Genomic DNA, 22,994 nt, shown 5'->3' with positions numbered 1-22,994 from the left:
CCGCACCGGGGGCGTACGCCAGGATGGAGCGCGTGACCACACGCCCAGCTCCCGCGTACGCCCCCGGCGTGCCTGTACGTGACATGACCGTCGACGACTGCGCAGCCGTGGCGGACATCCGGGTGCGCGGCTGGCGGTGGGCGTACGCCGGAATGATCCCGCAGGCGTACCTGGACGCGATGGACGTCGACGAGGACGCCGAGCGCCGGCGCGCACGCCTCGCGGCGGGCGGCGGCCCGGTGAACCTGGTGGCCGGGGCGCCGGACGCCGCGGTGACCGGCTGGGCCTGCTACGGACCCTGCCGCGACGGGAGCGGGCGGCCCGGGAGCGGGGAGCTGTACGCGCTCTACGTACACCCGGACCGCATCGGCACGGGCACCGGGCGCGCGCTGCTGACCGAGGTCACCGCGCGGGCCCGTGCGGACGGATTCGCCGCGATGTCCCTCTGGGTACTGAAGGAGAACACGCGGGCCCGGCGCTTCTACGAGCGCGCGGGTTTCCGCCCGGACGGCGCGGAGGAGGCCTTCGACACCGGGGGTGCCATGGTGCCCGAGGTCCGGTACGTCCCCACGCTCAGCCCGCCGGCAGTCGGCTGAGCGCCTCCGCCGCCGCCGTGCCGAGCCGGGGGTGCGGCAGTGCGGCCTCCAGGACCGGGCGGGCCCGCCCGTCCCCCAGGCTCCCCAGCCCCTCGACGCACGCGAGGGCGACGCGCCAGTGCGGCTCGTCGGGGGTCAGCAGCCGGTGCAGGGTGCTGACCAGGGCGGGCACCGACTCGGGTGCGCGCAGGTCGGTCAGCAGGCGCACCGGATGCAGGGCATAGCCCGTCCGGAGGCTGTTGGTGGCGAGCGCGGCAGCCGCTCTCGGGGTCCGGGGATCGCCCAGGAGCCGGAGGGCGTGGGCGGCGGATACGCAGCGCTCGGGATCACGGTGGTTGAGGAGGAGGACCAGCGCCTCGAAGGCCCGGCGGTCGCCCCGGCAGCCGAGCCGGAACGCCGCGATCTCGCGGGCCCAGAGAGGGCGTTCTCGTTCCACGAGGACCGTGGCCAGCTCCTCGTCGTCCTCGGTGTCGATCAGCCGGTGGAAGTCCTCCGTTTCACCGGCCTCGTCGCCGAGCCTGTCCGTAAGCGAGCGGAACTCCTCATCCATGACGCTGAGTTTAGGGCGGCGAACGCGCTGTGGTTGACGAACTGTGTGCCAGTGCACAGACCGCCAGGGCTGGCGCGCTCGTTACCCGCCGGTTAAGCTCAGGTGAGCGGGACACACACCCGCAGCTCCGGTGGCCTGGTGACGCAACCACCCGGAGTGCTTGTCGGTTCGGCAGTTCGTGAGACGTGGCTCCGGGACAGAGCCCGTCACCCTTCCCCCCGGTGCGCCCGAGCGCCCGGAACCGTGCACCACGACACGCAATTCCCGCACACCGAGCGCCGGTTGATCCAGACCCTGCGCGCCGCCGTGCTCCTCACAGTCGTCACTCACCCTGGAGTCCCGTGATGGACATCCCGCTCACCACCATTGCCGTCGTCGGCCTCGGCACCATGGGCACCGGCATCGCCGAGGTCCTGGCCCGTGCGGGCCGCGAGGTCATCGGCATCGACATCGACGAAGCCGCCGCCCGGCAGGCCGTCGCCACCCTGGAGGCCTCCACCGAGCGCGCCGTGCGCCGCGAGCGGATCACGGAGCAGGAGCGACGCGACATCCTCGCCCGGTTCCGTACGTTCTCCGATCTGCAGGCCGCCGCGGAGGCGGAGCTGGTCATCGAGGTCGTGCCGGAGACGTACGAGATCAAGCAGCAGGTCTTCCGGGAGCTGGACGCGGTCGTCTCCCCCACCGCGATCCTGGCGACGGGCACGAACGCCCTGTCCGTGACCCGGCTGGCCGCCGAGTCGCAGCACCCCGAGCGTGTCCTGGGCCTGCACTTCTTCAATCCGGCGCCCGTGATGAAGCTCGTCGAGGTGGTCTCCTCCGTGCTGACCGCCCCGCCCGCCGTGGAGAGCGTCACCCGGCTCGCCCGCGAGCTGGGCAAGGAGCCGGTCGCGGTCGGCGACCGGCCCGGCTTCGTCGCGGACGGTCTGCTGTTCGGCTATCTCAACCAGGCCGCGGCGATGTACGAGGCCAACTACGCCTCCCGTGAGGACATCGACGCCGCCATGAAGCTGGGCTGCGGGCTGCCGATGGGCCCCCTGGCGCTGCTCGACCTGATCGGCGTCGACACGGCCCGCACGGTGCTGGAGGCCATGTACTCCGCCTCCCACGACCGGCTGCACGCGCCGGCGCCGGTGCTCGGCCAGCTCAGCGAGGCCGGTCTGACCGGCCGCAAGGCGGGCCGCGGCTTCTACACGTACGACGCCCCGGGCGGGCAGAGCGTGGTGCCGGACGCCCTGACGCCGGTGGAGAGCGCGGGCGCGGTCACCGGGCGCGAGGTCTCATCGGTGGGTGTGGCCGGTTCGGGGACGATGGCCTCGGGCATCGCGGAGGTCTTCGCGAAGGCCGGGTACACCGTGGTCCTCGCCGCGCGCAGCCAGGAGAAGGCGGACACGGCCAAGGCCCGGATCGCCAAGTCCCTGGGGCGCTCGGTCTCCAAGGGAAGGCTGACGGAGGAGGCGCGGGACGAGACCCTCGCCCGGATCACCCCGGCGGGCTCCCTGGACTCCTTCGCCGATGTCGATCTCGCGGTCGAGGCGGTCGCCGAGGACCTGGAGATCAAGCGGGAGCTCTTCCAGACCCTGGACAAGGTCTGCAAGCCGGGTGCGGTGCTCGCGACGACCACCTCGTCGCTGCCGGTCGTGGCGGTCGCCCGGGTGACCTCGCGCCCCGAGGACGTGATCGGGATGCACTTCTTCAACCCGGCGCCCGCGATGAAGCTGGTCGAGGTGGTCCGCACGGTGCTGACCGCCGACGACGTGCACGCCACGGTCCGCGAGGTCTGCGTGAAGGTGCGCAAGCACCCGGTCGACTGCGGTGACCGGGCGGGCTTCATCGTGAACGCGCTGCTGTTCCCCTACCTGAACAACGCGATCAAGATGGTCGAGGAGCACTACGCGACGCTCGACGACATCGACGCGGCGATGAAGCTGGGCGGCGGCTATCCCATGGGCCCCTTCGAGCTCCTGGACGTCGTCGGCCTGGACGTCTCGCTCGCCATCGAGAAGGTTCTGCACAGCGAGTTCCGCGACCCGGGCCTCGCCCCGGCGCCGCTGCTCGAGCATCTGGTGGCCGCGGGCTGCCTCGGCCGCAAGACGGGGCGCGGCTTCCGCGAATATGCCCGCCGCTGACATCGGGGCGGGGTGGGGCGGGTTGCTGGGACCCCCGGGCGACCCGCCCCCACAGGCGCACTCCCCTGCGCCGATGGGTTACGTTCACCTCATGTCCCAACCCGCCAAGTCCCCTCGTTCCTCCGCCTCGGCGGACGCCCCTGAGAGTGCCGCGAGCACCCGGGCGGCCGCCCAGCGGCTCAAGATTCGCCGCGAACTGGCCGCAGCGGCCATGGAACTGTTCGCCACGAAGGGGTACGAGGCGACGACCGTCGACGAGATCGCGGGGGCGGCCGGGGTCGCCCGGCGCACGTTCTTCCGCCACTTCCGCTCCAAGGAAGAGGCCATCTTCCCGGACCACGACGACACCCTCGTCAGGGCCGAGGCCGTCCTCAACGCCGCACCCGCGCACGAGCACCCGCTCGACACCGTGTGCCGCGGCATCAAGGAGGTCATGAAGATGTACGCGGCGAAGCCGGCGGTCTCCGTGGCGCGCTACAAGCTGACCCGTGAGGTGCCCACGCTCCGCGAGGCCGAGATCGCCTCGGTGGCCCGATACGAACGGCTGTTCACGCGTTATCTGCTGGGCCATTTCGACGAGCGTGACCACCAGGTGGGCAATGACGACCCGCTGCTCGCCGAGGTCGCCGCGTCCGCCGTCGTGACCGCGCACAACCATGTGCTGCGGCGCTGGCTGCGGGCGGACGGGCAGGGCGACGTGGAGTCCCAGCTCGACCACGCGTTCGCGATCGTGCGGGAGACCTTCGGCACGGGGATCGGGGCGGGGCGGACCGTGGGGGGCGAGACCGGGAAGGCCCCTGCGGCGTCCGTGTCCCGGGAGGGCGAGGTGCTGGTCACCGTGGCCCGTACCGACGCACCGCTCGACGAGATCATGCGCACGATCCAGCAGGCGCTGAAGGAGCACTGAGCCCGGCCCCGGCGGGGTTCACCCCTCGACGGGCTGCACGGACGCGCTCGCGTACCAGGGCGGCGCGGCGCCCTCGCTCCACGCGGTGAGCCCGTCGAGACCGACACAGACGATGCCGCACTGCTCGGCGTACTCGAGGGCCGGATCGGTGAATTCGCCGGTGGTGACGACGACGGCCGCCTCGGCGCCGTGCACCGCGTAACAGGTGCCGCCGAAGCGCTGGAGGTCCTGCGAGCCGACCTTGTTGTCGTTCGTGTACCTCTTGCACTGCACGACCAGGCGGCGGCCGTCCGGCGTGGTGCCTACCACGTCGGCGCCCAGGTCGCCGGCGCCTCCGACGACCTCGGCGTCCAGGCAGCCGTCCCGCCTGCAGAGCGCGGCCACGGCCTCCTCGAAGTCGTACGGGTCCATGGCCTCGTAGTCGTACGGGTCCATGGCCTCGTAGTCGTACGGGTCCATGGCCTCGTGGTCGACCGTCCGCACCGGCTCGGGGCGCGGCGGCACGACGTCGGCTTCCGGCAGCTCCTCCAGGGCGGCGTCCACGACCTCGTAGGCGGCCTCGACGGCTGCCGCGGCGGCCTTGGCGGCCGCCCTGCGGCTGCGGCGCAGGCGCAGGAGCAGCACGACCGCGGCCACCAGCGCGACGGTCGAGGCGACGGCGACCACCGGGTGCCGTTCGGCGGTCCTGAGGGCCGTGCGCACCGCGAGTCCGGCGCCGCAGATCAGGAGCGCGAGGAACACGAAGCCGAACGCCGTCCGCCTGACGTCGAATTCGGACCTGCGGCCCTTCCGGGCCGATCTGCGCGTCTGTATCCCCATCGCGTTCCCCACCCCTTGTCCGTTGCGGCATTTCAAGATCACTTACGTGTGCCCCGCGGCCGCCGGTTGACGCACCGTCGGAAGAAAACCCGGTGGCCGGGCCGGGGAGGGGGTGCTCGGATGCGCACATGGAACCTGACGAGATGCTGGCCCTCTTCGACCACGAGATGCGCGAGCACGCCCGCCCGGACGGCCCCGGTACGCGCGTCGAGCGGGTCGGTGACGTCGTGCGGCAGACCGGTGGCCCGGACGACTGGAACGGCGTCGTGTGGACGGCTCCGGACCTCTCGCCCGCCCGCGCGCGGTCGGAGATCTCGGCACAGGTGGGGCACTACGCAGCCCGGGGTGTAAGCGAATTCGAGTGGAAGCTGTACGCGCACGACGGCCCGCCCGGGCTGGGCGTTCTCCTCACCGCGGCCGGGTTCGAGCCGGAGCCGCCGGAGACGCTGCTGGTGGCACCGGTCGCGGACCAGGCCGGGGCGGTGGAACTGCCCGAGGGGGTGCGGCTGCGGCACGTGACCGACGCCGCGGGGGTGGAGCTGATGGTCCGGGCCCATGAGCTGGCCTTCGGCACCGACGGTTCCCGGCTGCGCCATCAGACCCTGGCCCGTCTCGCCGACGCCCCGCCGGACACATTCGTCGCGGTGGTCGCCCTGGCCGGCGACGAGCCCGTGAGCTCCGCCCGGTTGGAGATGCACCCCGGCACCGGCTTCGCCGGGCTCTGGGGCGGCGGTACGGCGGCCGAATGGCGGGGCAGGGGGATCTACCGCGCCCTGATCGCCCATCGGGCCCGCATCGCCGCCGGGCTCGGCTACCGCTTCCTCCAGGTGGACGCGACGGACCGTTCCGCCCCGATCCTGCGACGGCTCGGCTTCTCGGCCCTGAGCACGACGACGCCGTACGTGTACCGCACCGCGCCGTAACCGCCACAAAAGGCGGAGCAATGCGACATACCGACCATGATGTTGCTCATGCGTGCCTACGAGATGACAACTGAGAGAAATTGTTGGCACTGGGTGCCTTGCCACCTGTCACGCAGTGCCATACGTTGAAGGTGTCCGGGCGGCCGGCGTGCAGAGATCTCTCGTACGCCGGCTGTCCCCGCAGACCACGTGTCCGCGCGCCCGGACGCCTGCGTCACAGGCAACCCCTTCTGCTCCACCGAGCAGGCACAGAGCACCACCACGCCGAACCGACGGCACACCTCCAACACCGCACCGCTCCCCTGACCACAGGGGCCTCCGAGCGTTTCCCTCGACGCCGGAGACCCGATCTGCCGGAGGCATCACCGTGAAGGAAATCCTGGACGCGATCCAATCGCAGGACAGCACGGCCGCGGACTTCGCGGCCATGTCCATCCCCGAGTCGTACCGCGCGGTGACCGTGCACAAGGACGAGGCCGAGATGTTCGCCGGCGTCGCCAGCCGCGACAAGGACCCCCGCAAGTCCCTCCACGTCGAGGACGTGCCGGTTCCCGAGCTCGGCCCGGGTGAGGCCCTGGTGGCGGTCATGGCCAGCTCGGTCAACTACAACTCCGTGTGGACGTCGATCTTCGAGCCCGTCTCGACCTTCGGCTTCCTGGAGCGGTACGGCAAGCTCAGCGACCTCAGCAAGCGGCACGACCTCCCGTACCACGTCATCGGCTCCGACCTCGCGGGCGTCGTCCTGCGCACCGGGCCCGGCGTCAACGCCTGGACCCCGGGCGACGAAGTCGTCGCGCACTGCCTCTCGGTGGAGCTGGAGTCCTCCGACGGCCACAACGACACGATGCTCGACCCCGAGCAGCGCATCTGGGGCTTCGAGACCAACTTCGGCGGCCTGGCGGAGATCGCACTCGTCAAGTCCAACCAGCTGATGCCGAAGCCCAAGCACCTCAGCTGGGAGGAGGCCGCCTCCCCGGGCCTGGTCAACTCGACCGCGTACCGCCAGCTCGTCTCGCGCAACGGTGCGGGCATGAAGCAGGGTGACAACGTGCTGATCTGGGGCGCCAGTGGCGGACTCGGCTCCTACGCCACGCAGTTCGCGCTGGCCGGAGGCGCCAACCCGATCTGTGTCGTCTCGAGCGACCAGAAGGCGGACATCTGCCGGAAGATGGGCGCCACCGCGATCATCGACCGCAACGCGGAGGACTACAAGTTCTGGAAGGACGAGCACAACCAGGACCCGCGTGAGTGGAAGCGCTTCGGCAAGCGCATCCGTGAGCTGACCGGCGGCGAGGACGTGGACATCGTCTTCGAGCACCCGGGCCGCGAGACCTTCGGCGCCAGCGTGTACGTGACCCGCAAGGGCGGCACGATCGTCACCTGCGCCTCGACGTCGGGCTACAACCACGAGTACGACAACCGCTACCTGTGGATGTCGCTGAAGCGGATCATCGGCTCCCACTTCGCCAACTACCGCGAGGCGTGGGAGGCGAACCGGCTGATCGCCAAGGGAAAGATCCACCCGACGCTGTCCAAGGTCTACTCCCTGGAGGACACCGGCCAGGCCGCGTACGACGTGCACCGCAACCTGCACCAGGGCAAGGTCGGCGTGCTCGCGCTGGCACCCCGTGAGGGCCTGGGCGTGCGCGACACGGAGCTTCGCGAGCAGCACATCGACGCCATCAACCGCTTCCGTAACGTCTGAGGTCCACGATGACCGAACGTCAGAAGGACCGCCCGTGGCTCATGCGGACGTACGCCGGTCACTCGACCGCCGAGGCGTCCAACGAGCTGTACCGGCGTAACCTCGCCAAGGGCCAGACGGGTCTCTCGGTCGCCTTCGATCTGCCCACGCAGACCGGCTACGACCCCGACCACGTCCTCGCCCGCGGCGAGGTGGGCCGGGTCGGCGTGCCCGTCTCGCACCTCGGTGACATGCGACGGCTGTTCCAGGACATCCCCCTGGAGCAGATGAACACCTCGATGACGATCAACGCCACCGCGATGTGGCTGCTGGCGCTCTACCAGGTGGTCGCGGAGGAGCAGGGCGCGGACCCGGACAAGCTCCAGGGCACGACGCAGAACGACATCGTGAAGGAGTACCTGTCGCGGGGGACCCACGTCTTCCCGCCGGTCCCGTCGCTGCGGCTGACGACCGACATGATCACGTACACGGTCAACCGCATCCCGAAGTGGAACCCGATCAACATCTGCAGCTACCACCTGCAGGAGGCGGGGGCCACTCCGGTCCAGGAGATCGCGTACGCCATGTCGACGGCCATAGCGGTCCTCGACGCCGTGCGCGACTCCGGCCAGGTGCCGGAGGAGAAGTTCGGTGACGTCGTCGCCCGCATCTCCTTCTTCGTGAACGCGGGGGTCCGCTTCATCGAGGAGATGTGCAAGATGCGCGCCTTCGGCCGCATCTGGGACCGGGTGACGCGCGAGCGGTACGGCATCGCGAACCCCAAGCAGCGCCGGTTCCGCTACGGCGTACAGGTCAACTCCCTGGGGCTCACCGAGGCGCAGCCGGAGAACAACGTCCAGCGCATCGTGCTGGAGATGCTGGCCGTCACGCTCTCCAAGGACGCCCGCGCCCGCGCGGTGCAGCTGCCGGCCTGGAACGAGGCGCTCGGGCTGCCGCGCCCCTGGGACCAGCAGTGGTCGCTCCGTATCCAGCAGGTGCTCGCGCACGAGAGCGACCTGCTGGAGTACGAGGACATCTTCGCCGGTTCGCATGTCATCGAGGCCAAGGTCGACGAGCTGGTCACCGAGTCGCTGGCCGAGATCGACCGGATCCAGCAGATGGGCGGCGCGATGGCCGCCGTGGAGTCCGGCTATCTCAAGTCGGAGCTCGTCTCCTCGCACGCCGCGCGGCGTGCCCGGATCGAGGGCGGCGAGGAGAAGATCGTCGGCGTCAACATCTACGAGACGACCGAGCCCAACCCGCTCACCGCGGACCTCGACGCCGCGATCATGACGGTGGATCCCGAGAACGAGGCCCGGGTCGTCGCGGCCCTGCACGAGTGGCGCGACAACCGCGACGAGGCCCGGGCCACCGAGGCGCTGACGGCCCTGAAGAAGGCCGCGGCGGGCACCGCGAACATGATGGAGGCGACCGTCGAGTGCGCACGGGCGGGCGTCACCACCGGTGAGTGGTCCTGGGCCCTGCGCGACGTGTTCGGCGAGTTCCGGGCGCCGACGGGTGTCTCGTCGGCGCCGGTCGCCGTCGCCGCGGAGGCGGGGACGCCGCTCGCGCTGGTCCGCGAGAAGGTCACCCGCACCGCCGGGGACCTGGGCGTCGGACGACTGCGGCTGCTGGTGGGCAAGCCCGGCCTCGACGGGCACTCCAACGGCGCCGAACAGATCGCCGTACGCGCCAGGGACGCCGGCTTCGAGGTGGTCTACCAGGGCATCAGGCTGACGCCCGAGCAGATCACCGACGCCGCGCTGGCCGAGGACGTGCACTGCGTCGGCCTGTCCATCCTGTCCGGCTCGCACGCCGAGCTGGTGCCGGACGTGCTGCACCGGCTGCGCGAGGCCGGTGCGCCGGACATCCCGGTGATCGCCGGCGGCATCATCCCCCCTGCCGACGCGCACGCCCTCATCGAAGCCGGCGTCGCCGCCGTCTTCACCCCGAAGGACTTCGGCATCACCGAGATCATCGGCCGTATCGTCGACGAGATCCGGAAAGCGAACAAGCTCGACCCTCTGGAGGTCCCCGCATGACCACGCCCGTGAACCGTCTGCGCCCGCGCCGCTCCTGTCTGGCAGTGCCGGGCTCGAACCCGCGGTTCCTGGAGAAGGCCCAGGGCCTCCCGGCCGACCAGGTCTTCCTGGACCTGGAGGACGCCTGCGCGCCGCTCGCCAAGGAAGGCGCCCGGCACCACATCGTCGACGCGCTCAACAACGGCGACTGGACGGGCAAGACCCGGGTCGTGCGGGTCAACGACTGGACGACCCACTGGACGTACCGCGACGTCATCACGGTCGTCGAGGGCGCGGGACCGAACCTCGACTGCATCATGCTGCCGAAGGTCCAGGACGCCCAGCAGGTCGTCGCGCTGGACCTGCTGCTGACCCAGATCGAGAAGACGATGGGCTTCGAGGTCGGGAAGATCGGCATCGAGGCGCAGATCGAGAACGCCAAGGGCCTGGTGAACATCGACGACATCGCCGCCGCCTCGCCCCGCCTGGAGACCCTGATCTTCGGCCCGGCCGACTTCATGGCCTCGATCAACATGAAGACCCTGGTCGTGGGCCAGCAGCCGCCCGGCTACCCGGCGGACGCGTACCACTACATCCTGATGCGCATCCTCATGGCGGCCCGTACGCACGACCTCCAGGCGATCGACGGACCGTTCCTGCAGATCCGCGACGTGGACGCCTACCGCGAGGTGGCGGGCCGTGCGGCGGCGCTGGGCTTCGACGGCAAGTGGGTGCTGCACCCCGGTCAGGTCGACGCGGCGAACGAGGTGTTCTCGCCCTCGCAGGAGGACTACGACCACGCCGAGCTCATCCTCGACGCCTACGACTGGTGCACCTCGGAGGAGGGCGGAAAGAAGGGCTCGGCGATGCTCGGCGACGAGATGATCGACGAGGCCAGCCGCAAGATGGCCCTGGTCATCGCGGGCAAGGGCCGCGCCGCCGGTATGCAGCGCACCTCCAAGTTCGAAGCTCCGGAGGCCTGATCATGCAGTTCGGCCGCACATATGAGGAGTTCGAGGTCGGTGCCGTCTACAAGCACTGGCCCGGAAAGACGGTCACTGAATACGACGACCACCTCTTCTGTCTGCTGACCATGAATCACCACCCGCTGCACATGGACAGCAACTACGCCGAGAGGACGACGGATTTCGGAAAGAACGTCGTCGTCGGCAACTACATCTATTCGCTGCTGCTCGGCATGTCGGTGCCGGACGTATCCGGCAAGGCGATCGCCAATCTGGAGGTCGAGTCGCTGAAGCACGTCGCGCCGACCTTCCACGGTGACACGATCTACGGCGAGACGACCGTGCTCGACAAGACGCCGTCGAGGTCCAGGAGCGACCGCGGCATCGTCTACGTCGAGACGAAGGGCTACAAGCAGGACGGAACGCTGGTCTGCGTGTTCCGCCGCAAGGTGATGGTCCCCACCGAGACGTACATCAAGGAGCGGGGCGGCGAGCAGCCCGGCCGCCCGGCGCTGGTCCAGCCGCCGCAGAAGAACGTGGAGAAGTAGCCATGAGCCGACTCGCGCAGACCGCCGGTCTGACCGATATCCAGCAGGAAATCCTCTCCACGGTCCGGGATTTCGTCGACAAGGAGATCATTCCTGTCGCGACCCAGCTGGAGCACCGCGACGAGTACCCGACGGAAATCGTCGAAGGACTCAAGGAACTCGGCCTGTTCGGGCTGATGATTCCCGAGGAGTACGGCGGTCTGGGCGAGTCGCTGCTCACCTACGCGCTGTGTGTCGAGGAGATCGCCCGCGGCTGGATGAGCGTGTCGGGCATCATCAACACGCACTTCATCGTGGCGTACATGCTCAAGCAGCACGGCACGCAGGAGCAGAAGGACACCTTCCTGCCGCGGATGGCACTGGGCGAGGTGCGGGGTGCCTTCTCGATGTCCGAGCCGGCGCTGGGCTCCGATGTCTCCGCGATCACGTCCAAGGGCGTCAGGGACGGCGACGAGTACGTTCTGAACGGCCAGAAGATGTGGCTGACGAACGGCGGAACGTCCACTTTGGTGGCCGTCCTGTGCAAGAGTGACGAAGGACACCCCGAGGGCACCGCTCCGCACAAGTCGATGACGACCTTCCTCGTCGAGAAGGAGGCGGGCTTCGGTGAGGTCCGCCCCGGTCTCACCATCCCGGGGAAGATCGACAAGATGGGCTACAAGGGCGTCGACACGACCGAGCTCATCATGGACGGACTACGCATTCCGGCCAATCGCGTGCTGGGCGGCACGACCGGCCGAGGTTTTTACCAAATGATGGACGGTGTCGAGGTCGGGCGCGTGAATGTCGCCGCGCGTGGCTGTGGCGTCGCACAACGTGCGTTCGAACTGGGCGTTTCGTACGCCCAGCAGCGCCAGACCTTCGGAAAGCCGATCGCCCAGCACCAGGCGATCCAGTTCAAACTGGCCGAAATGGCCACCAAGGTCGAAGCGGCGCATGCGATGATGGTGAACGCGGCACGCAAAAAGGACTCCGGGGAGCGGAACGACCTGGAGGCAGGGATGGCGAAGTACCTCGCCTCCGAGTACTGCAAGGAAGTCGTCGAGGACGCCTTCCGTATCCATGGCGGTTACGGCTTCTCCAAGGAGTACGAGATCGAGCGCCTCTACCGTGAGGCCCCGATGCTGCTGATCGGTGAAGGTACCGCCGAGATCCAGAAAATGATCATCGGTCGCCGGTTGCTCGAGGAGTACCGGTTCCAGGGCTGATATGTCCCTTACGAGGTGATTTGGTGGCGAAGAACATCACACCCGGTCAACCCCGTCGGGAGCCTTTCAGCTGTCCGACTCGGCTGCTGGCTTGCCCAGTTGCCGCTCGCACCCGATAGCATCGCCGGAAAGCCGCCGTCCCCCCGTTGCCAGCGCGGCATCATCCGCTACGAAGGTCATCCATGCCCGACAGCCAAATCTCTGCATCCCGCGGCGGGGTCCGCCTTGCGCGCGGAGCATCGCCGTGGCTCCTCCCGACCGTCGCCACCGCGGCCCTCAGCCTCGCCCGGTCCCGCAGGTCCGGGCGCTGGGCGGCCGTGGCCGTGCCCACCACCGCGCTCGCGGCGGGCATGCTGTGGTTCTTCCGCGACCCCGAGCGCGAGATCACCCAGGGCCGCGTCATCTCGCCGGCCGACGGTGTGGTGCAGAGCATCATGCCGTGGAAGGACGGACGCACCCGCGTCGCGATCTTCATGAGCCCGCTGAATGTTCACGTCAACCGGGCCCCCCTGGCCGGCACCGTGACGTCGGTGGAGCACATCCCGGGTGGGTTCGTGCCGGCGTTCAACAAGGAGAGCGAGAACAACGAGCGCGTTGTCTGGCACTTCGACACCGAGCTCGGCGACATCGAGATGGTGCAGATCGCGGGAGCGGTCGCCCGTCGCATCGTCCCCTACATCCCGCAGGGCACGAAGGTGGAGCAGGGTGAACGCATCGGTCTGATCCGCTTCGGCTCGCGCGTGGACATCTATCTTCCGGAAGGTGTCGATGTCGCGGTCGAGGTTGGCCAGGCCACGACCGCGGGGGTGACTCGAATTGACCGTGATTGATCCTGATACCCAGGCCGGCTGGGTGCCCGAGGCGGATGAGCAGGACGACGCCGAGGACATGCCGCTCTCGATGAGGCTGTCGATAGCGGACACGCTCACCCTCGGCAACGCCACGTGCGGTTTCATGGCGGTGTACTTCACCACCACGGGGATCCTCATCCCGCACCTCACGGGCAGTGACGAGTCGGGCATGGCCAGGCACTCCGCGGCGACCGCGGTGATCCTCATGCTCATGGCGGCCGTGTTCGACCTGTTCGACGGGCTCGTGGCGCGCAAGCTGCGCTCCTCCCCGATGGGCGCGGAGCTGGACAACCTCTCCGACCTGATCAGCTTCGGCCTCGCACCGGCGTACTTCGTACTGGTGTACGGAATGGTGGCGGACGACGCACACCAGCGGGTGTCGGCGCTCGCGGCGATCGTGGTGCTGCTGGCGGTGGTGCTCCGGCTTGCGCGGTTCTCGTGCGTGACCTTGAAGGACGGCATGTTCCAGGGCATGCCGAGCCCCTTCGGAGCGCTCACGGTCGTCTCGATCGTGCTGCTGGAGCTGCCCTTCGTGCCGACGCTGCTCGCGATCGTCGGGGTGGCGTGGCTGATGGTCAGCCGGGTCGAGTACCCGAAGCCGCGAGGCGTCCTCGCGGTGGCGATGCTCAGCTGGATCGTGGCCGCGATGGGTCTCCTCGCCGCATGGGCGTTCGACGCCCCCGGCGGCCAGCTGCTCCTCCAGACCGGCTGTGCGCTGCAGGTCGTCCTGGGGGCGGTGATCCCGCTCTTCGCCACAGCGCGGCGGGTGAACACCTTCCGTGACAACCGGCGCGAGGCACGGGCGGCGCAGCTCCCGTAACCACGCGGAACGCAGATCGACGAGGGCCCGGATGCTCCCCGGCATCCGGGCCCTCCTGCGTGTCCAGGGGCCGGCCGGTGTGTTCCCCTGGCGGGCTCCCCCTCCAAGGGGCGCCGGACCAGCCCGTCGTGAGCGGCGTCGCCGGTTCCCCGTTGAGGTGGATACCCCGGCCGGCGAGCGCAAGCGGGTAGATCACCAGCGGGGCCCGTCGAGGTCGCGCAGCTGAACCGCGGCGGCCGCGGCCGGGCCTTCGCACGCGCCCAGGCCCGCAGCAGGTGCGCGAACGCCTGTCACGCGGGACGCTGGAAGGCGTGCAGGATCATGCCGCCTCTGTCGCCGCCACGGGCTCGGGCACGGAGCTGCTGGACAGCGCCGTCGCCCACGTCGTACGCGAAACCGGTGCGGCCGTGGCGATGCTGTACCTGCTGCCGCGGAACGACACCACGCTGCACCTGGCCGTACTCGCCGGGGTGCCGGGCCAGCTGGCCGCCCCGTGGACCCGGGTCCCGCTGTCCGCGCCGATGCCGGTGGCCGACGCCGTCCGCCTGCGCTGCCTGATCTGGCTCGGCAGTCAGGAGGAGCTGGCACGCCGCTATCCGCGCGCCGCTCTCGTCCTGCCGTACCAGTTCGCCCTGGCCGCCGCTCCCATCCGCACCGGCGACGCGGCGCGGGGCGGGCTGGTACTGCTCTGGCCCGGGTCGCATCCTCCGCAGGTGACGCCCGACGAGCGCAAGGCCGTGGTCAGAGGATGCCAGGGCATCGGCATGCTCCTGCAACAGGCCGAGGGCAGCGGTTACCCGGTCCTGCCGGGCGCGCTGCCGCGAGTGCTGCCTCCACCGGAACCCCCCGAGCCGGACACGGCGGAGGCCGCGGCCGCCATGGAGTTCGTGCAGAGGCTGCCCGGCGGGAGCTGCGCGCTGGCGATCGACGGAACCGTCACCTACCTGAACGACGCCGCTGCGGAACTGCTGGGTTCCCGGGCGGACGACGTGTGCGGCACGCTGCCCTGGGTGTCGCTCCCCTGGCTGCACGACCCCGCCGTCGAGGATCACTACCGCGCCGCCGTCATCAGCCGGCAGCAGACGAGCTTCACGGTGGTGCGGCCGCCGGATCACTGGCTGGCCTTCCACCTGTTCCCGACCGCCACCGGCATCAGCGTCCGGATCCTGCCCACCTCGGAGCCCGGCCCCACGGAGTTCCCGGCGCCGGCGCTGCCCCCGTCCTCGGGCGTACCGAGCCGGGCCACCGCCCTCTACCACCTGATGCATCTGGCGGCGACACTCACCGAGGCCGTGGGCACCCAGGACGTGATCGAGCTGGCCGGCGACCAGGTGATGCCCGCCTTCCGGATCCAGACCCTCGTCGTGATGACTTCGGCGGAGGGACGGCTGCGGGTCGAGGGCCGGAGGGGCAGCCACCCCTCGCTCATGGACCGCTTCGACGGCGCGCCCCTGTCCTCACCCACGCCCGCCGCGCATGTGCTGATGACAGGCATTCCCGACTTCTACCCCACCTTCACCGACCTGGAGCGCGCCTACCCGTCGGCCGGCCTCCGAGACGCGGTGTCCGCCTGCGCCTTTCTTCCACTGATCGTCTCCGGCCGTCCTATCGGATCCCTGGTCTTCGCCTACGACCGGCCCCACCCCTTCGGACCCGAGGAACGCGCTCTGCTGACCTCGATCGCGGGCCTCCTCGCCCAGGCACTCGACCGTGCCCGCCTCTACGACGCCAAGGACCGGCTCGCGCACAGCCTGCAGGCCCACCTCCTGCCTCAGACCCTGCCCGCGATCGCCGGCCTGGACGTGGCGGCCCGCTACCTCCCGTCGACCCGGGGCATGGGCGTCGGCGGGGACTTCTACGACCTGATCCGGCTCGACGACACGACGGCCGCAGCGGCCATCGGCGACGTACAGGGGCACAACGAGAACGCCGCCGCGCTCATGGGGCAGGTCCGCACCGCCGTACACGCCTCCGCCGGCGCGCCGCCCGACGAGGTCCTCGCACGCACCAACCGCCTGCTCACCGACCTCGACCCCGGCCTGTTCACCAGCTGCCTCTACGTGCACCTCGACCTGGCCGGGCACCGCGCCTGGCTGGCCACGGCGGGCCATCCCGGACCGCTGATGCGACAGCCCGACGGACAGACCGAGGTCCTCGACCTGCCGCCCGGCCTCCTGCTCGGCATCGACCCGGCGTCCCGCTACCCGACGACAGAGGTCCCGCTGCGCCCCGGTGCGGCCCTCGCCCTCTACACCGACGGGCTCGTGGAGGCGCCCGGCGTGGACTTCGACGACGCCACCGCGGAGCTGGCCGCGCACTTCGCCCTGGCCCTGGAGCAGGACATGGAATCCGTCGCCGACACGCTCGTGCGGTACGCGAAGCGGGCCACGCCCGGCACCGACGACATCGCGCTGCTGCTCATCAACGCCCTGCTGCAGGACGGCTGAAGGCGGACGTCACCCGGCCGGTTCAGGGCGCACCCACGAGGCGGTCGAGCGTCGGGGCCAGGACCGGGGCGAGCGCTTCGGCGTACGCCCCGGAGAGGTGGCTGTCGTCGCGGTGAACGGCGGTGTCACCGACGACCACGGGGCAGATTCCGGTGCGGGGCGCTCCGGGTGTCCGGCCCGGCAGGGGCGGGGCGAGGTTGCCCGGCAGGGCGGCCGTTGGAGAGCCCTGGGGTGCCGAGGCGGTGGGGTTTCATCGGCACCCCAGGGCGTTCAGGGGGTGGTGCGGAGGGAGCGGGGCGGTGGTCAGCCGCCGTAGAGGTCGCCCAGACCGATACCGGTGGTACTGCCCTCGCCACCGAGCCTGACCTCGTGGTCGAGGCTGACGAACTTCCCGCCGGACTGCCAGAGGGCGGGCTTGAGCAAGGCGTACTTGGCCTCGTCCCAGGTGGCCCAGTCGTAGCCCAGCAGTCCCCCGGTGTCGCCGGAGTTGGGGTTGAGGCACCAGAAGGTGTGGTGGATGCCGTTCTCCACCATCAGATCGCGCAGCGCCTTCATCCACTTCTCGTTCGGGCCGCCGTCGAGGTGACCGCCCCATTCACCGATGAACAGCGGCGCGGTGCCTTCCTTGTGCAGGTAGAGCCAGTTGGGGTCCCAGACGTCGCGCTCCAGCGTGGTGCGGTCCCACTGCCCTTCGAACCACGGCTGTTGGTACACCAGCGGTCCGTAGTCGTGCGGGGAGTACACCAGTTGGTCCTGCTTGGCGCCGAGGTCGACCGGGTGGGCCTTCGCCCCGCGCAGGTTTCCGCCCCACCACATGCCGTGGTAGTCGGCCGCGGAGGTGGAGGACCAGTTCGCGCCGTCCTTCGGGTAGATCTCTATGCCCTCGCACAGGACGAGGACATCCGGGTTGATCGCGAGGATGCGCTTGCCGGCCGTCTCGCAGGTGTACTTGAAGTTGTCCTGGTCGGTGGTGCCGTCCCACTTGGCCCGGGGGGTGTCGGACTGCTTGCCGTGGGGCTCGTTCTTGACGTCCATCGCCACGAGGGTGTCGTTCGCCTTGTAGCGGGCGGTCACCCACTCCCAGGCGGAGTAGAACTGCTCCGTGGTGATCGCGCCTTTCCACCACACCGGGTGGACATGGCCGGAGTTGTCGGCCTCCGCGCTGTGGACGTCGAGCATCACCTTGATGCCGTACTTCTCCGCCACCCCGAGGAAGGCGTCGAAGACCCCCAGCGTCGTCTCGCCCTGGAGCTCGGGGTTGGCCCAGGTGTTGACCGCGCTGGAGACGGCCGCCTGACCGTTCTTCCACTCCAGCAGCAGCTGGGTGGAGATCGGTACGCGGATGATGTTGATGCCGCGCTCCGCCATCTGCCGGGTGATCGTGTCCAGGTTGGCGGACCAGAGGCCGTGGAAGACCCGCTCGGTCGCGTTGAAACCGAACCAGTTGGCGCCGGTGAGCCAGACCCGGTTGCCCTGCTTGTCGACGATCCGGTTGCCCTCGGTGTGGAGCCAGTCCGTGCCGGCGCCGGCGGCGGCCGCCGCGGGCGCGGGATCCCGGTCCGCCGGCTGCGCGGCGACCGGTCCGGACAGCGCCATCAGCAGGGCTGTCGCGGTGATGGCGGCCAAGGCCGGGCCCAGCCACTTTCTCGTCGGTGACTTCATCCGTCGTCGCCCTTCGGGGGGGTATGGCGGGCAGAGGCGCCTGGGAGCGCTCCCATGCATTGCCCACATGAAGCCAGTACGACGGTCGGCATGTCAATGGACATGTCAAAGTTCACTTCTTGAAGGCGCCACTTCCCGAAAGCACCCCGTCCGACGCCCCCTCGCCCAGGACCGCGGAGGCGGGACAGCCCACCCGCCTCCGTCCGCCCCGCCGGACCTTTCCGCCACAGCGGTCAGGGAAGCACCTCGACGCGGGGCAGGAGTGTGGACAGCAGCTCCTGGACGCGGACCCCCAGGTCCGCACGGCCGCGCTGGATCCAGGAGATGTGCTGCGCGCCGAAGAAGGCCGCCGCGAGCACCCTGCTGAGCACCTCGGGGTTGGCTCCGGGAGCCAGGAGGCCGTCGGCCCGCGCCCGGCGGAAGCTGGCACACAGAGCCTCCGTGTACCCCTCGAACGGCGCGGGGAGGTCGGCGCCGATGAGCGCGTACTCGATCTGCAGGCGCGCGCCGGCCTGGACCACCACGTCCTCGCGGAACGCCTGAGCGGTACGCATCAGCAGCTCGGAGACCTCGTCCAGAGGCGAGAGCCCGTCCTGGCGCACCGACTCGACCACCACGCCGAGCCTTTCGTAGAACTTCGCCGCCACCTCCTGCGCCAGCGCCTCCTTGTTGGCGAAGTGGAAGTAGACGGCGCCCTTCGTCATCCCGGCCAGTTCGGCGACGTCCATGATCGTCACACTCGGATAGCCGCGGGCGGCGAAGGCCTCCGCGGCCGCGTCGAGCACCTGCATGCGGGTACGGACCGCGCGTTGCTGCTTGGGTCCTGACGCCTGCTCCGCCCGGCCGCCCTCTCGCGCGGCTGGGGAAGGCGTCGCAGTCTTCTTCTCGGCGGCCATCAGCGACCTTCCTGGTGGGTCGTGGTCGGTTCGGAGATCGCTACCTCTCGGTATGCGGACCACCGGCTCCAAATACCAGCTTGAAATATACCTTCGTAACGGTATCATCTTGCTCGCCCGCTGAGGCGCTCTGCCTCCGCTGGTCCACCTGGGGGGACTTGAGATGCTTCGGAGCAGTGATCAGCGCACGGACGACCACGAGATCCAGGAAATCGGCACCAGACCCGGCGCGGGCGGCGGCGAGCCGGCGAACGGCTTCGCCCCGCGCGCACTCGACTACCTCCAGCCCGTCCCCCGGCACATGGTGCACCGCGCCGCCGTCGCCGAGGTGTTCGTGACCGACTCGGTCCGCACCGGGGAGGACCGGTTCCTGGTGGCGGCACAGTGGCCCCGGGATCACGCCCTCTACTCACCGAGTTCCTCCGGCATCAGCGATCCGCTGCTGCTGGCGGAGACGGTCCGTCAGACCCTGGTGTATCTGGCCCACCGCTTCTACGGGGTGCCGCTCACCCACCGGTTCGTCGGCAGCGGCACGGCATTCCGCATCACCCGGCCGGAGTTGCTGCGCATCGGGGACGCGCCGCTGCCGGTGGTGCTCGACGCCAGGTGGGAGTGGGTGGGCAACCGTCCGCCGCGCCGCTACGGGATGCGGCTGACGGTGGTGCTGACGATCGGCGGCCAGGTGTGCGGCGAGGGGGAGATCAGCGCGGTCGCGGTCAACGACCGTACGTACAAGGGACTGCGCGGGTGCGGCACGGAACCGGCGGACGCCGGCTCCCCGGCGATCGGGACGACGCGGATCCCGCCGTCGTCCGTCGGGCGGCTGCGCACCAAGGACAGCGTCCTGGGCCTGGGCGCCGACGGGTCCTGGCAGTTGCTGGTCGATCTCCGGCACGCCATCTACTTCGACCACCCCAGCGATCACGTGCCCCTCATGGTCATGCTGGAGGGCTTCCGGCAGCTCGGCCACCTCCTGGTGAACGGGGACGCCGGGAGCGCGACGGCCGACGCGCGGGCCGCGGACGGCGAGACCGTGCTGACCGGGATGTCGGTGGACTGCCGGGCCTTCGGCGAACTCGACGCGCCGATCAGTCTGGTGGTGTCCGGGCGGCAGCCGTGCGAAGGCCCTGCCATGTCCGGCACGCTGACCGTCGAGGCGGTCCAGAACGGCACCCTGCTGGCCACCTGCCTCTCCACGTGGGCCTGCCCTCCCGGCCTGCCCGGGGAGCTCGCCGCCAGCGGGGCGGCCGCCGATCACGGCCCGGCCTGACCCTCGTCGCCCGACGCGGCGGAGACGGCACCCCAGAGCGCGGCCACGCGCTCGGCCAGGCCCTTCCGGTCCGTCGCGGAGGCAGTGACGTACGCGCCCACCAGGATGACCAGGGCCAGGTCGGCCGGCTCGCCGGCCGGACGGGGGTGCGCCTCGCCGGATGCCGCCGCATCCGGCGAGGCGCGGCTCGCGGAGCGCGGCGGCCACCGTAGACGGCCGGGCGCCCCCGGCTCCGTCTGCGCGGCGTCGAGCATGAGGCGCAGCCCCGCGTTGACCCGCGGATCGGCCTCGACCTCACGCGCGAACTCAAGTGTCAGCGAGCGCAGTTCGGCCAGGTCCCGCCCTGTGCAGCGCTCGCCCAGCTCGTCCAGGAACGCTGCCAGACGACCGCTGAGCGCTTCCGCCAGGTCCTCCTTCCGCGCGAAGTGTCCGTAGAGCGCTCCCTTCGTCAGGGAGGTCCGGTCGACCACGCGCTGCAGGTTGGCGTCCGAGTAGCCGTACTGAGCGAACTCCTCAGCGGCAGCGTCCAGAAACTGCTCGTAGGTACGCCGCGAGCGCTCCTGCTTTGCCATCCCATTACCTCCGCAGACCTGGAGAACGACCATCCTACATAAAAATACCTTCTCCCACGAATGTTCGCTGCACATCGGAAGCCGGATCCAGGGAGCACTTCACATGACGGAACAAGCGATCACGCCCCCGTACGCCACGGACCCCCTGCTCGTCCCGCCGGCCGTTCCGGGGGCCTGGCTGCCGGCACCCCGCCCCGAGGTCCTTCGGGCGGCTGCCGTCGCAGGCGCGGACGCCCGCCGGGCCGACAGGGAGGGACGCCTCTCCCCCGCGACCGTCGAGGCGGTGACGGATGCCGGTCTGCCGGCCCACTTCGGGGGACGCGGCGGACAGGGAGCCGGGAGCTTCTCCGCACTGTTCGCAGACGTCACCGCCTTGGCCCAGGAGTGCCCGTCGGCCGCCTGGTGCGGCGCGCTGTGGGCCGCGCACGGGCGCTTCGCGTCCTGCCTTCCGGAGCGCGGCCGGCACGAACTGTGGGCCGCCGGTCCCGACGTGCGGATCGCCTCGGCGGTCGCGCCGCCGGCCGGCTCCGCGGTGGCGACGGCGAAGGGCCTGCGGCTCAACGGCGTGTGGGAGTGCGTGAGCGGCGCCCGGTATTCGGAGTGGGTCCTGCTGGCGACGCCGGTGACCGGGCCCCATCCGGAGGAGGGGCGGCCGGAGACCCGGGTCCTCGCCGTGCCGACGAGCGAGCTGACCGTCCACGGCACCTGGGACGCGACGGGGCTGCGGGGTACGGCGAGCGATGCCGTCGAGGTGTGCGACGTCCTCGTGCCCGTCCACCGCTCCTTCCCCCTCACCGGGATGCTGGACGGCACCGGCAACCACGGGGCCGACCGTCCGCACCGCGCCCCGGCACAGCTGGCGGGCGGCCTGATCTTCTGCGCGACCGCGCTGGGCGCCGCACACGCGCTCCGGAGGACCTGGGCCGGCTGGGCGACGGGAGGCGCCGTCGGCACCGGCGGGCGAGGACCTTACGACAGCCCCGCCGTGCGCGATGCACTGGCGGTGTCCGCGGCGCGCATCGACGCCGCGCATCTCCTGCTGGCCCGTGCCGCGTTCCGCGCGGACACGGAACCGGTGACGGAGTCCCTCACGGCCGTCAACCAGCGGGACGCGGCGTTCGCCGCCGGTCTCCTGCTGGAGGCGGCGAACCAGCTCTTCGGGGCGGGCGGCGCGCACGTACGCGACGCCGCCGGCGACGTCCAGCGCCTGTGGCGCGACGTGCAGACCGCGGCCCGCCACGGCGTCCTCCGCATGGAGCCGGCCGCCACCTCGTACGCGCGGGCGGAGGAGGCCCGGCCGGATCTCGACTGAGTAGCGGTCGGCCCGCGTAGCGCACACCACCCGTCCCCGTTCGCATGCGTGCGACCGGGGACGAGCTGTCTGTAAATAAACGTTCAAGAACGAATGTGAGCGCAGAGCAGGCCCGGAGCGCCGTACCCCCAGGTGAGACGCGCCCAAGCCGGACGGGAGGCACACCAAGGAAAGGCAATGTCAAGCCGTTCCGAGCCATAAACAAACCTTCGCGGACGAATTTTTAGGTAGCATCGTGTTCATCGATCGGCTGAGTCTGCCGGTCAGGTTCTTACGCGTTGTCCTTACCAGGGGGTCAGACGATGCCTGAGCGAAACCGTCCGCCGGACGAACACCGCTACACGATCACCGAAGTCGCACAGCTCACCGGACTGCGGGCACACACGCTGCGCTGGTACGAGGAGATGGGGCTGGTCACGGATGTGGGCCGCGGCCCGGGCGGGCGCCGGTCGTACGAGGCCTCCCATCTGCGCTGGCTCGACTTCCTCGCTCAGGTGCGGGAGACGGGGATGACCGTGGCCGATCTGACGCGGTACGTGGAGCTGGTTCGCGAGGGCGAGAAGAGTGCCGCCGAGCGTCTCGCCCTGCTGGAGGCCCACAGGTGCCGGCTGGGCGACCAGGCCGCCCGCCTGGAGCGGTGTCTGCGGCACGTCGACGACAGGCTCGCGTCCTACAGGCGGGCGGAGCAGCGACTCACCCTCGCCACCGAGCAGACGAGCGGCCGTGGCGGCCATCCGGCCCCGCCGGCCTCCGCGACGGGCCGTCCGGCCGGGGCGCCTGTCCCGGCCTATGCCTGAGGAGATGGCCGCCGGCCCGC

Annotated in this window: 20 protein-coding genes; 15 read left to right on the top strand and 5 right to left on the bottom strand. The window is 70.3% G+C overall.

All coding sequences use genetic code 11. From position 1 onward, the window contains the following. The first annotated feature begins 23 nt into the window (after positions 1-23). Positions 24-596, top strand: coding sequence for a GNAT family N-acetyltransferase (locus OG379_RS32110; RefSeq protein ID WP_405666578.1), 573 nt, complete (start codon positions 24-26; stop codon positions 594-596). Here the strand turns inward: OG379_RS32110 and OG379_RS32105 are convergent. Further along, a complete protein-coding gene (locus tag OG379_RS32105; protein ID WP_405666576.1) occupies positions 574-1,146 on the bottom strand; it encodes an adenylosuccinate lyase in 573 nt (190 codons plus the stop codon). The two genes, OG379_RS32110 and OG379_RS32105, sit on opposite strands and share 23 nt — an antisense overlap. Before the next feature lie 344 nt (positions 1,147-1,490). On the opposite strand from OG379_RS32105, the gene OG379_RS32100 reads away from it, so the two are divergent. Further along, positions 1,491-3,272, top strand: coding sequence for a 3-hydroxyacyl-CoA dehydrogenase family protein (locus tag OG379_RS32100; RefSeq protein ID WP_405666574.1), 1,782 nt, complete (start codon positions 1,491-1,493; stop codon positions 3,270-3,272). A 91-nt stretch (positions 3,273-3,363) separates the two neighbouring features. Next, on the top strand, positions 3,364-4,179 hold the full coding sequence (locus tag OG379_RS32095; RefSeq protein WP_405666573.1) for a TetR family transcriptional regulator: 816 nt from the start codon (positions 3,364-3,366) through the stop codon (positions 4,177-4,179). A gap of 18 nt (positions 4,180-4,197) precedes the next feature. On the opposite strand, the gene OG379_RS32090 is transcribed toward OG379_RS32095, so the two are convergent. Beyond that, positions 4,198-4,998: a restriction endonuclease gene (locus OG379_RS32090; RefSeq protein WP_405666571.1), complete on the bottom strand. Its 801-nt coding sequence runs from the start codon at positions 4,996-4,998 to the stop codon at positions 4,198-4,200. 128 nt (positions 4,999-5,126) lie between these two features. Between OG379_RS32090 and OG379_RS32085 the strand changes: the two genes are divergently transcribed. From OG379_RS32085 to OG379_RS32045, 9 genes are all read left to right on the top strand, one after another. Continuing rightward, on the top strand, positions 5,127-5,921 hold the full coding sequence (locus OG379_RS32085) for a GNAT family N-acetyltransferase (protein WP_405666569.1): 795 nt from the start codon (positions 5,127-5,129) through the stop codon (positions 5,919-5,921). A gap of 367 nt (positions 5,922-6,288) precedes the next feature. After that, positions 6,289-7,626, top strand: a complete 1,338-nt coding sequence (gene ccrA / locus OG379_RS32080; RefSeq protein ID WP_393760828.1) for a crotonyl-CoA carboxylase/reductase — start codon at positions 6,289-6,291, stop codon at positions 7,624-7,626. Between the two features lie 8 nt (positions 7,627-7,634). After that, positions 7,635-9,647 carry a protein meaA gene (locus tag OG379_RS32075; protein WP_393760830.1) on the top strand — a complete coding sequence of 671 codons (2,013 nt, stop codon included), beginning with the start codon at positions 7,635-7,637 and terminating at the stop codon, positions 9,645-9,647. After that, complete coding sequence (locus tag OG379_RS32070) at positions 9,644-10,609, top strand: CoA ester lyase (protein WP_351171463.1); 966 nt, start codon at positions 9,644-9,646, stop codon at positions 10,607-10,609. The genes OG379_RS32075 and OG379_RS32070 overlap by 4 nt, the downstream gene beginning before the upstream one ends. A 2-nt stretch (positions 10,610-10,611) precedes the next feature. Beyond that, positions 10,612-11,139, top strand: coding sequence for a MaoC family dehydratase (locus tag OG379_RS32065; RefSeq protein ID WP_405666568.1), 528 nt, complete (start codon positions 10,612-10,614; stop codon positions 11,137-11,139). Between the two features lie 2 nt (positions 11,140-11,141). Next, positions 11,142-12,347, top strand: a complete 1,206-nt coding sequence (locus tag OG379_RS32060) for an acyl-CoA dehydrogenase family protein (protein WP_351171460.1) — start codon at positions 11,142-11,144, stop codon at positions 12,345-12,347. Positions 12,348-12,529: 182 nt separating this feature from the next. Then, positions 12,530-13,177 (top strand): phosphatidylserine decarboxylase, encoded by a 648-nt coding sequence (locus OG379_RS32055; RefSeq protein ID WP_104783882.1) that lies wholly within the window; start codon positions 12,530-12,532, stop codon positions 13,175-13,177. Between the two features lie 22 nt (positions 13,178-13,199). Continuing rightward, positions 13,200-14,018, top strand: coding sequence for a CDP-diacylglycerol--serine O-phosphatidyltransferase (pssA, locus tag OG379_RS32050; protein ID WP_405668725.1), 819 nt, complete (start codon positions 13,200-13,202; stop codon positions 14,016-14,018). A 311-nt stretch (positions 14,019-14,329) separates the two neighbouring features. Further along, the gene (locus OG379_RS32045; RefSeq protein ID WP_405666566.1) at positions 14,330-16,465 is read left to right on the top strand and encodes a SpoIIE family protein phosphatase; all 2,136 of its coding nucleotides are present in this window, start codon (positions 14,330-14,332) and stop codon (positions 16,463-16,465) included. Positions 16,466-16,768: 303 nt separating this feature from the next. Here OG379_RS32045 and OG379_RS32040 read toward each other — a convergent pair whose 3' ends face one another. Then, positions 16,769-18,127 (bottom strand): glycoside hydrolase family 5 protein, encoded by a 1,359-nt coding sequence (locus OG379_RS32040; protein WP_405666564.1) that lies wholly within the window; start codon positions 18,125-18,127, stop codon positions 16,769-16,771. A gap of 233 nt (positions 18,128-18,360) precedes the next feature. Continuing rightward, a complete protein-coding gene (locus OG379_RS32035) occupies positions 18,361-19,023 on the bottom strand; it encodes a ScbR family autoregulator-binding transcription factor (RefSeq protein WP_405666562.1) in 663 nt (220 codons plus the stop codon). 163 nt (positions 19,024-19,186) lie between these two features. Between OG379_RS32035 and OG379_RS32030 the strand changes: the two genes are divergently transcribed. After that, on the top strand, positions 19,187-20,293 hold the full coding sequence (locus tag OG379_RS32030; protein ID WP_405666560.1) for a ScbA/BarX family gamma-butyrolactone biosynthesis protein: 1,107 nt from the start codon (positions 19,187-19,189) through the stop codon (positions 20,291-20,293). Here the strand turns inward: OG379_RS32030 and OG379_RS32025 are convergent. Continuing rightward, complete coding sequence (locus OG379_RS32025; protein WP_405666559.1) at positions 20,278-20,865, bottom strand: TetR family transcriptional regulator; 588 nt, start codon at positions 20,863-20,865, stop codon at positions 20,278-20,280. The two genes, OG379_RS32030 and OG379_RS32025, sit on opposite strands and share 16 nt — an antisense overlap. A 103-nt stretch (positions 20,866-20,968) precedes the next feature. Here OG379_RS32025 and OG379_RS32020 point away from each other — a divergent pair, with 103 nt between their 5' ends. Further along, a complete protein-coding gene (locus tag OG379_RS32020) occupies positions 20,969-22,177 on the top strand; it encodes an acyl-CoA dehydrogenase family protein (RefSeq protein WP_405666558.1) in 1,209 nt (402 codons plus the stop codon). A gap of 302 nt (positions 22,178-22,479) precedes the next feature. After that, positions 22,480-22,974 carry a MerR family transcriptional regulator gene (locus OG379_RS32015; protein WP_405666556.1) on the top strand — a complete coding sequence of 165 codons (495 nt, stop codon included), beginning with the start codon at positions 22,480-22,482 and terminating at the stop codon, positions 22,972-22,974. Positions 22,975-22,994 lie beyond the last annotated feature (20 nt).

The organism is Streptomyces sp. NBC_01166, assembly GCF_045039765.1.
Lineage (GTDB): Bacteria > Actinomycetota > Actinomycetes > Streptomycetales > Streptomycetaceae > Streptomyces.
This window is presented reverse-complemented; position numbering and strand designations above follow the sequence as displayed.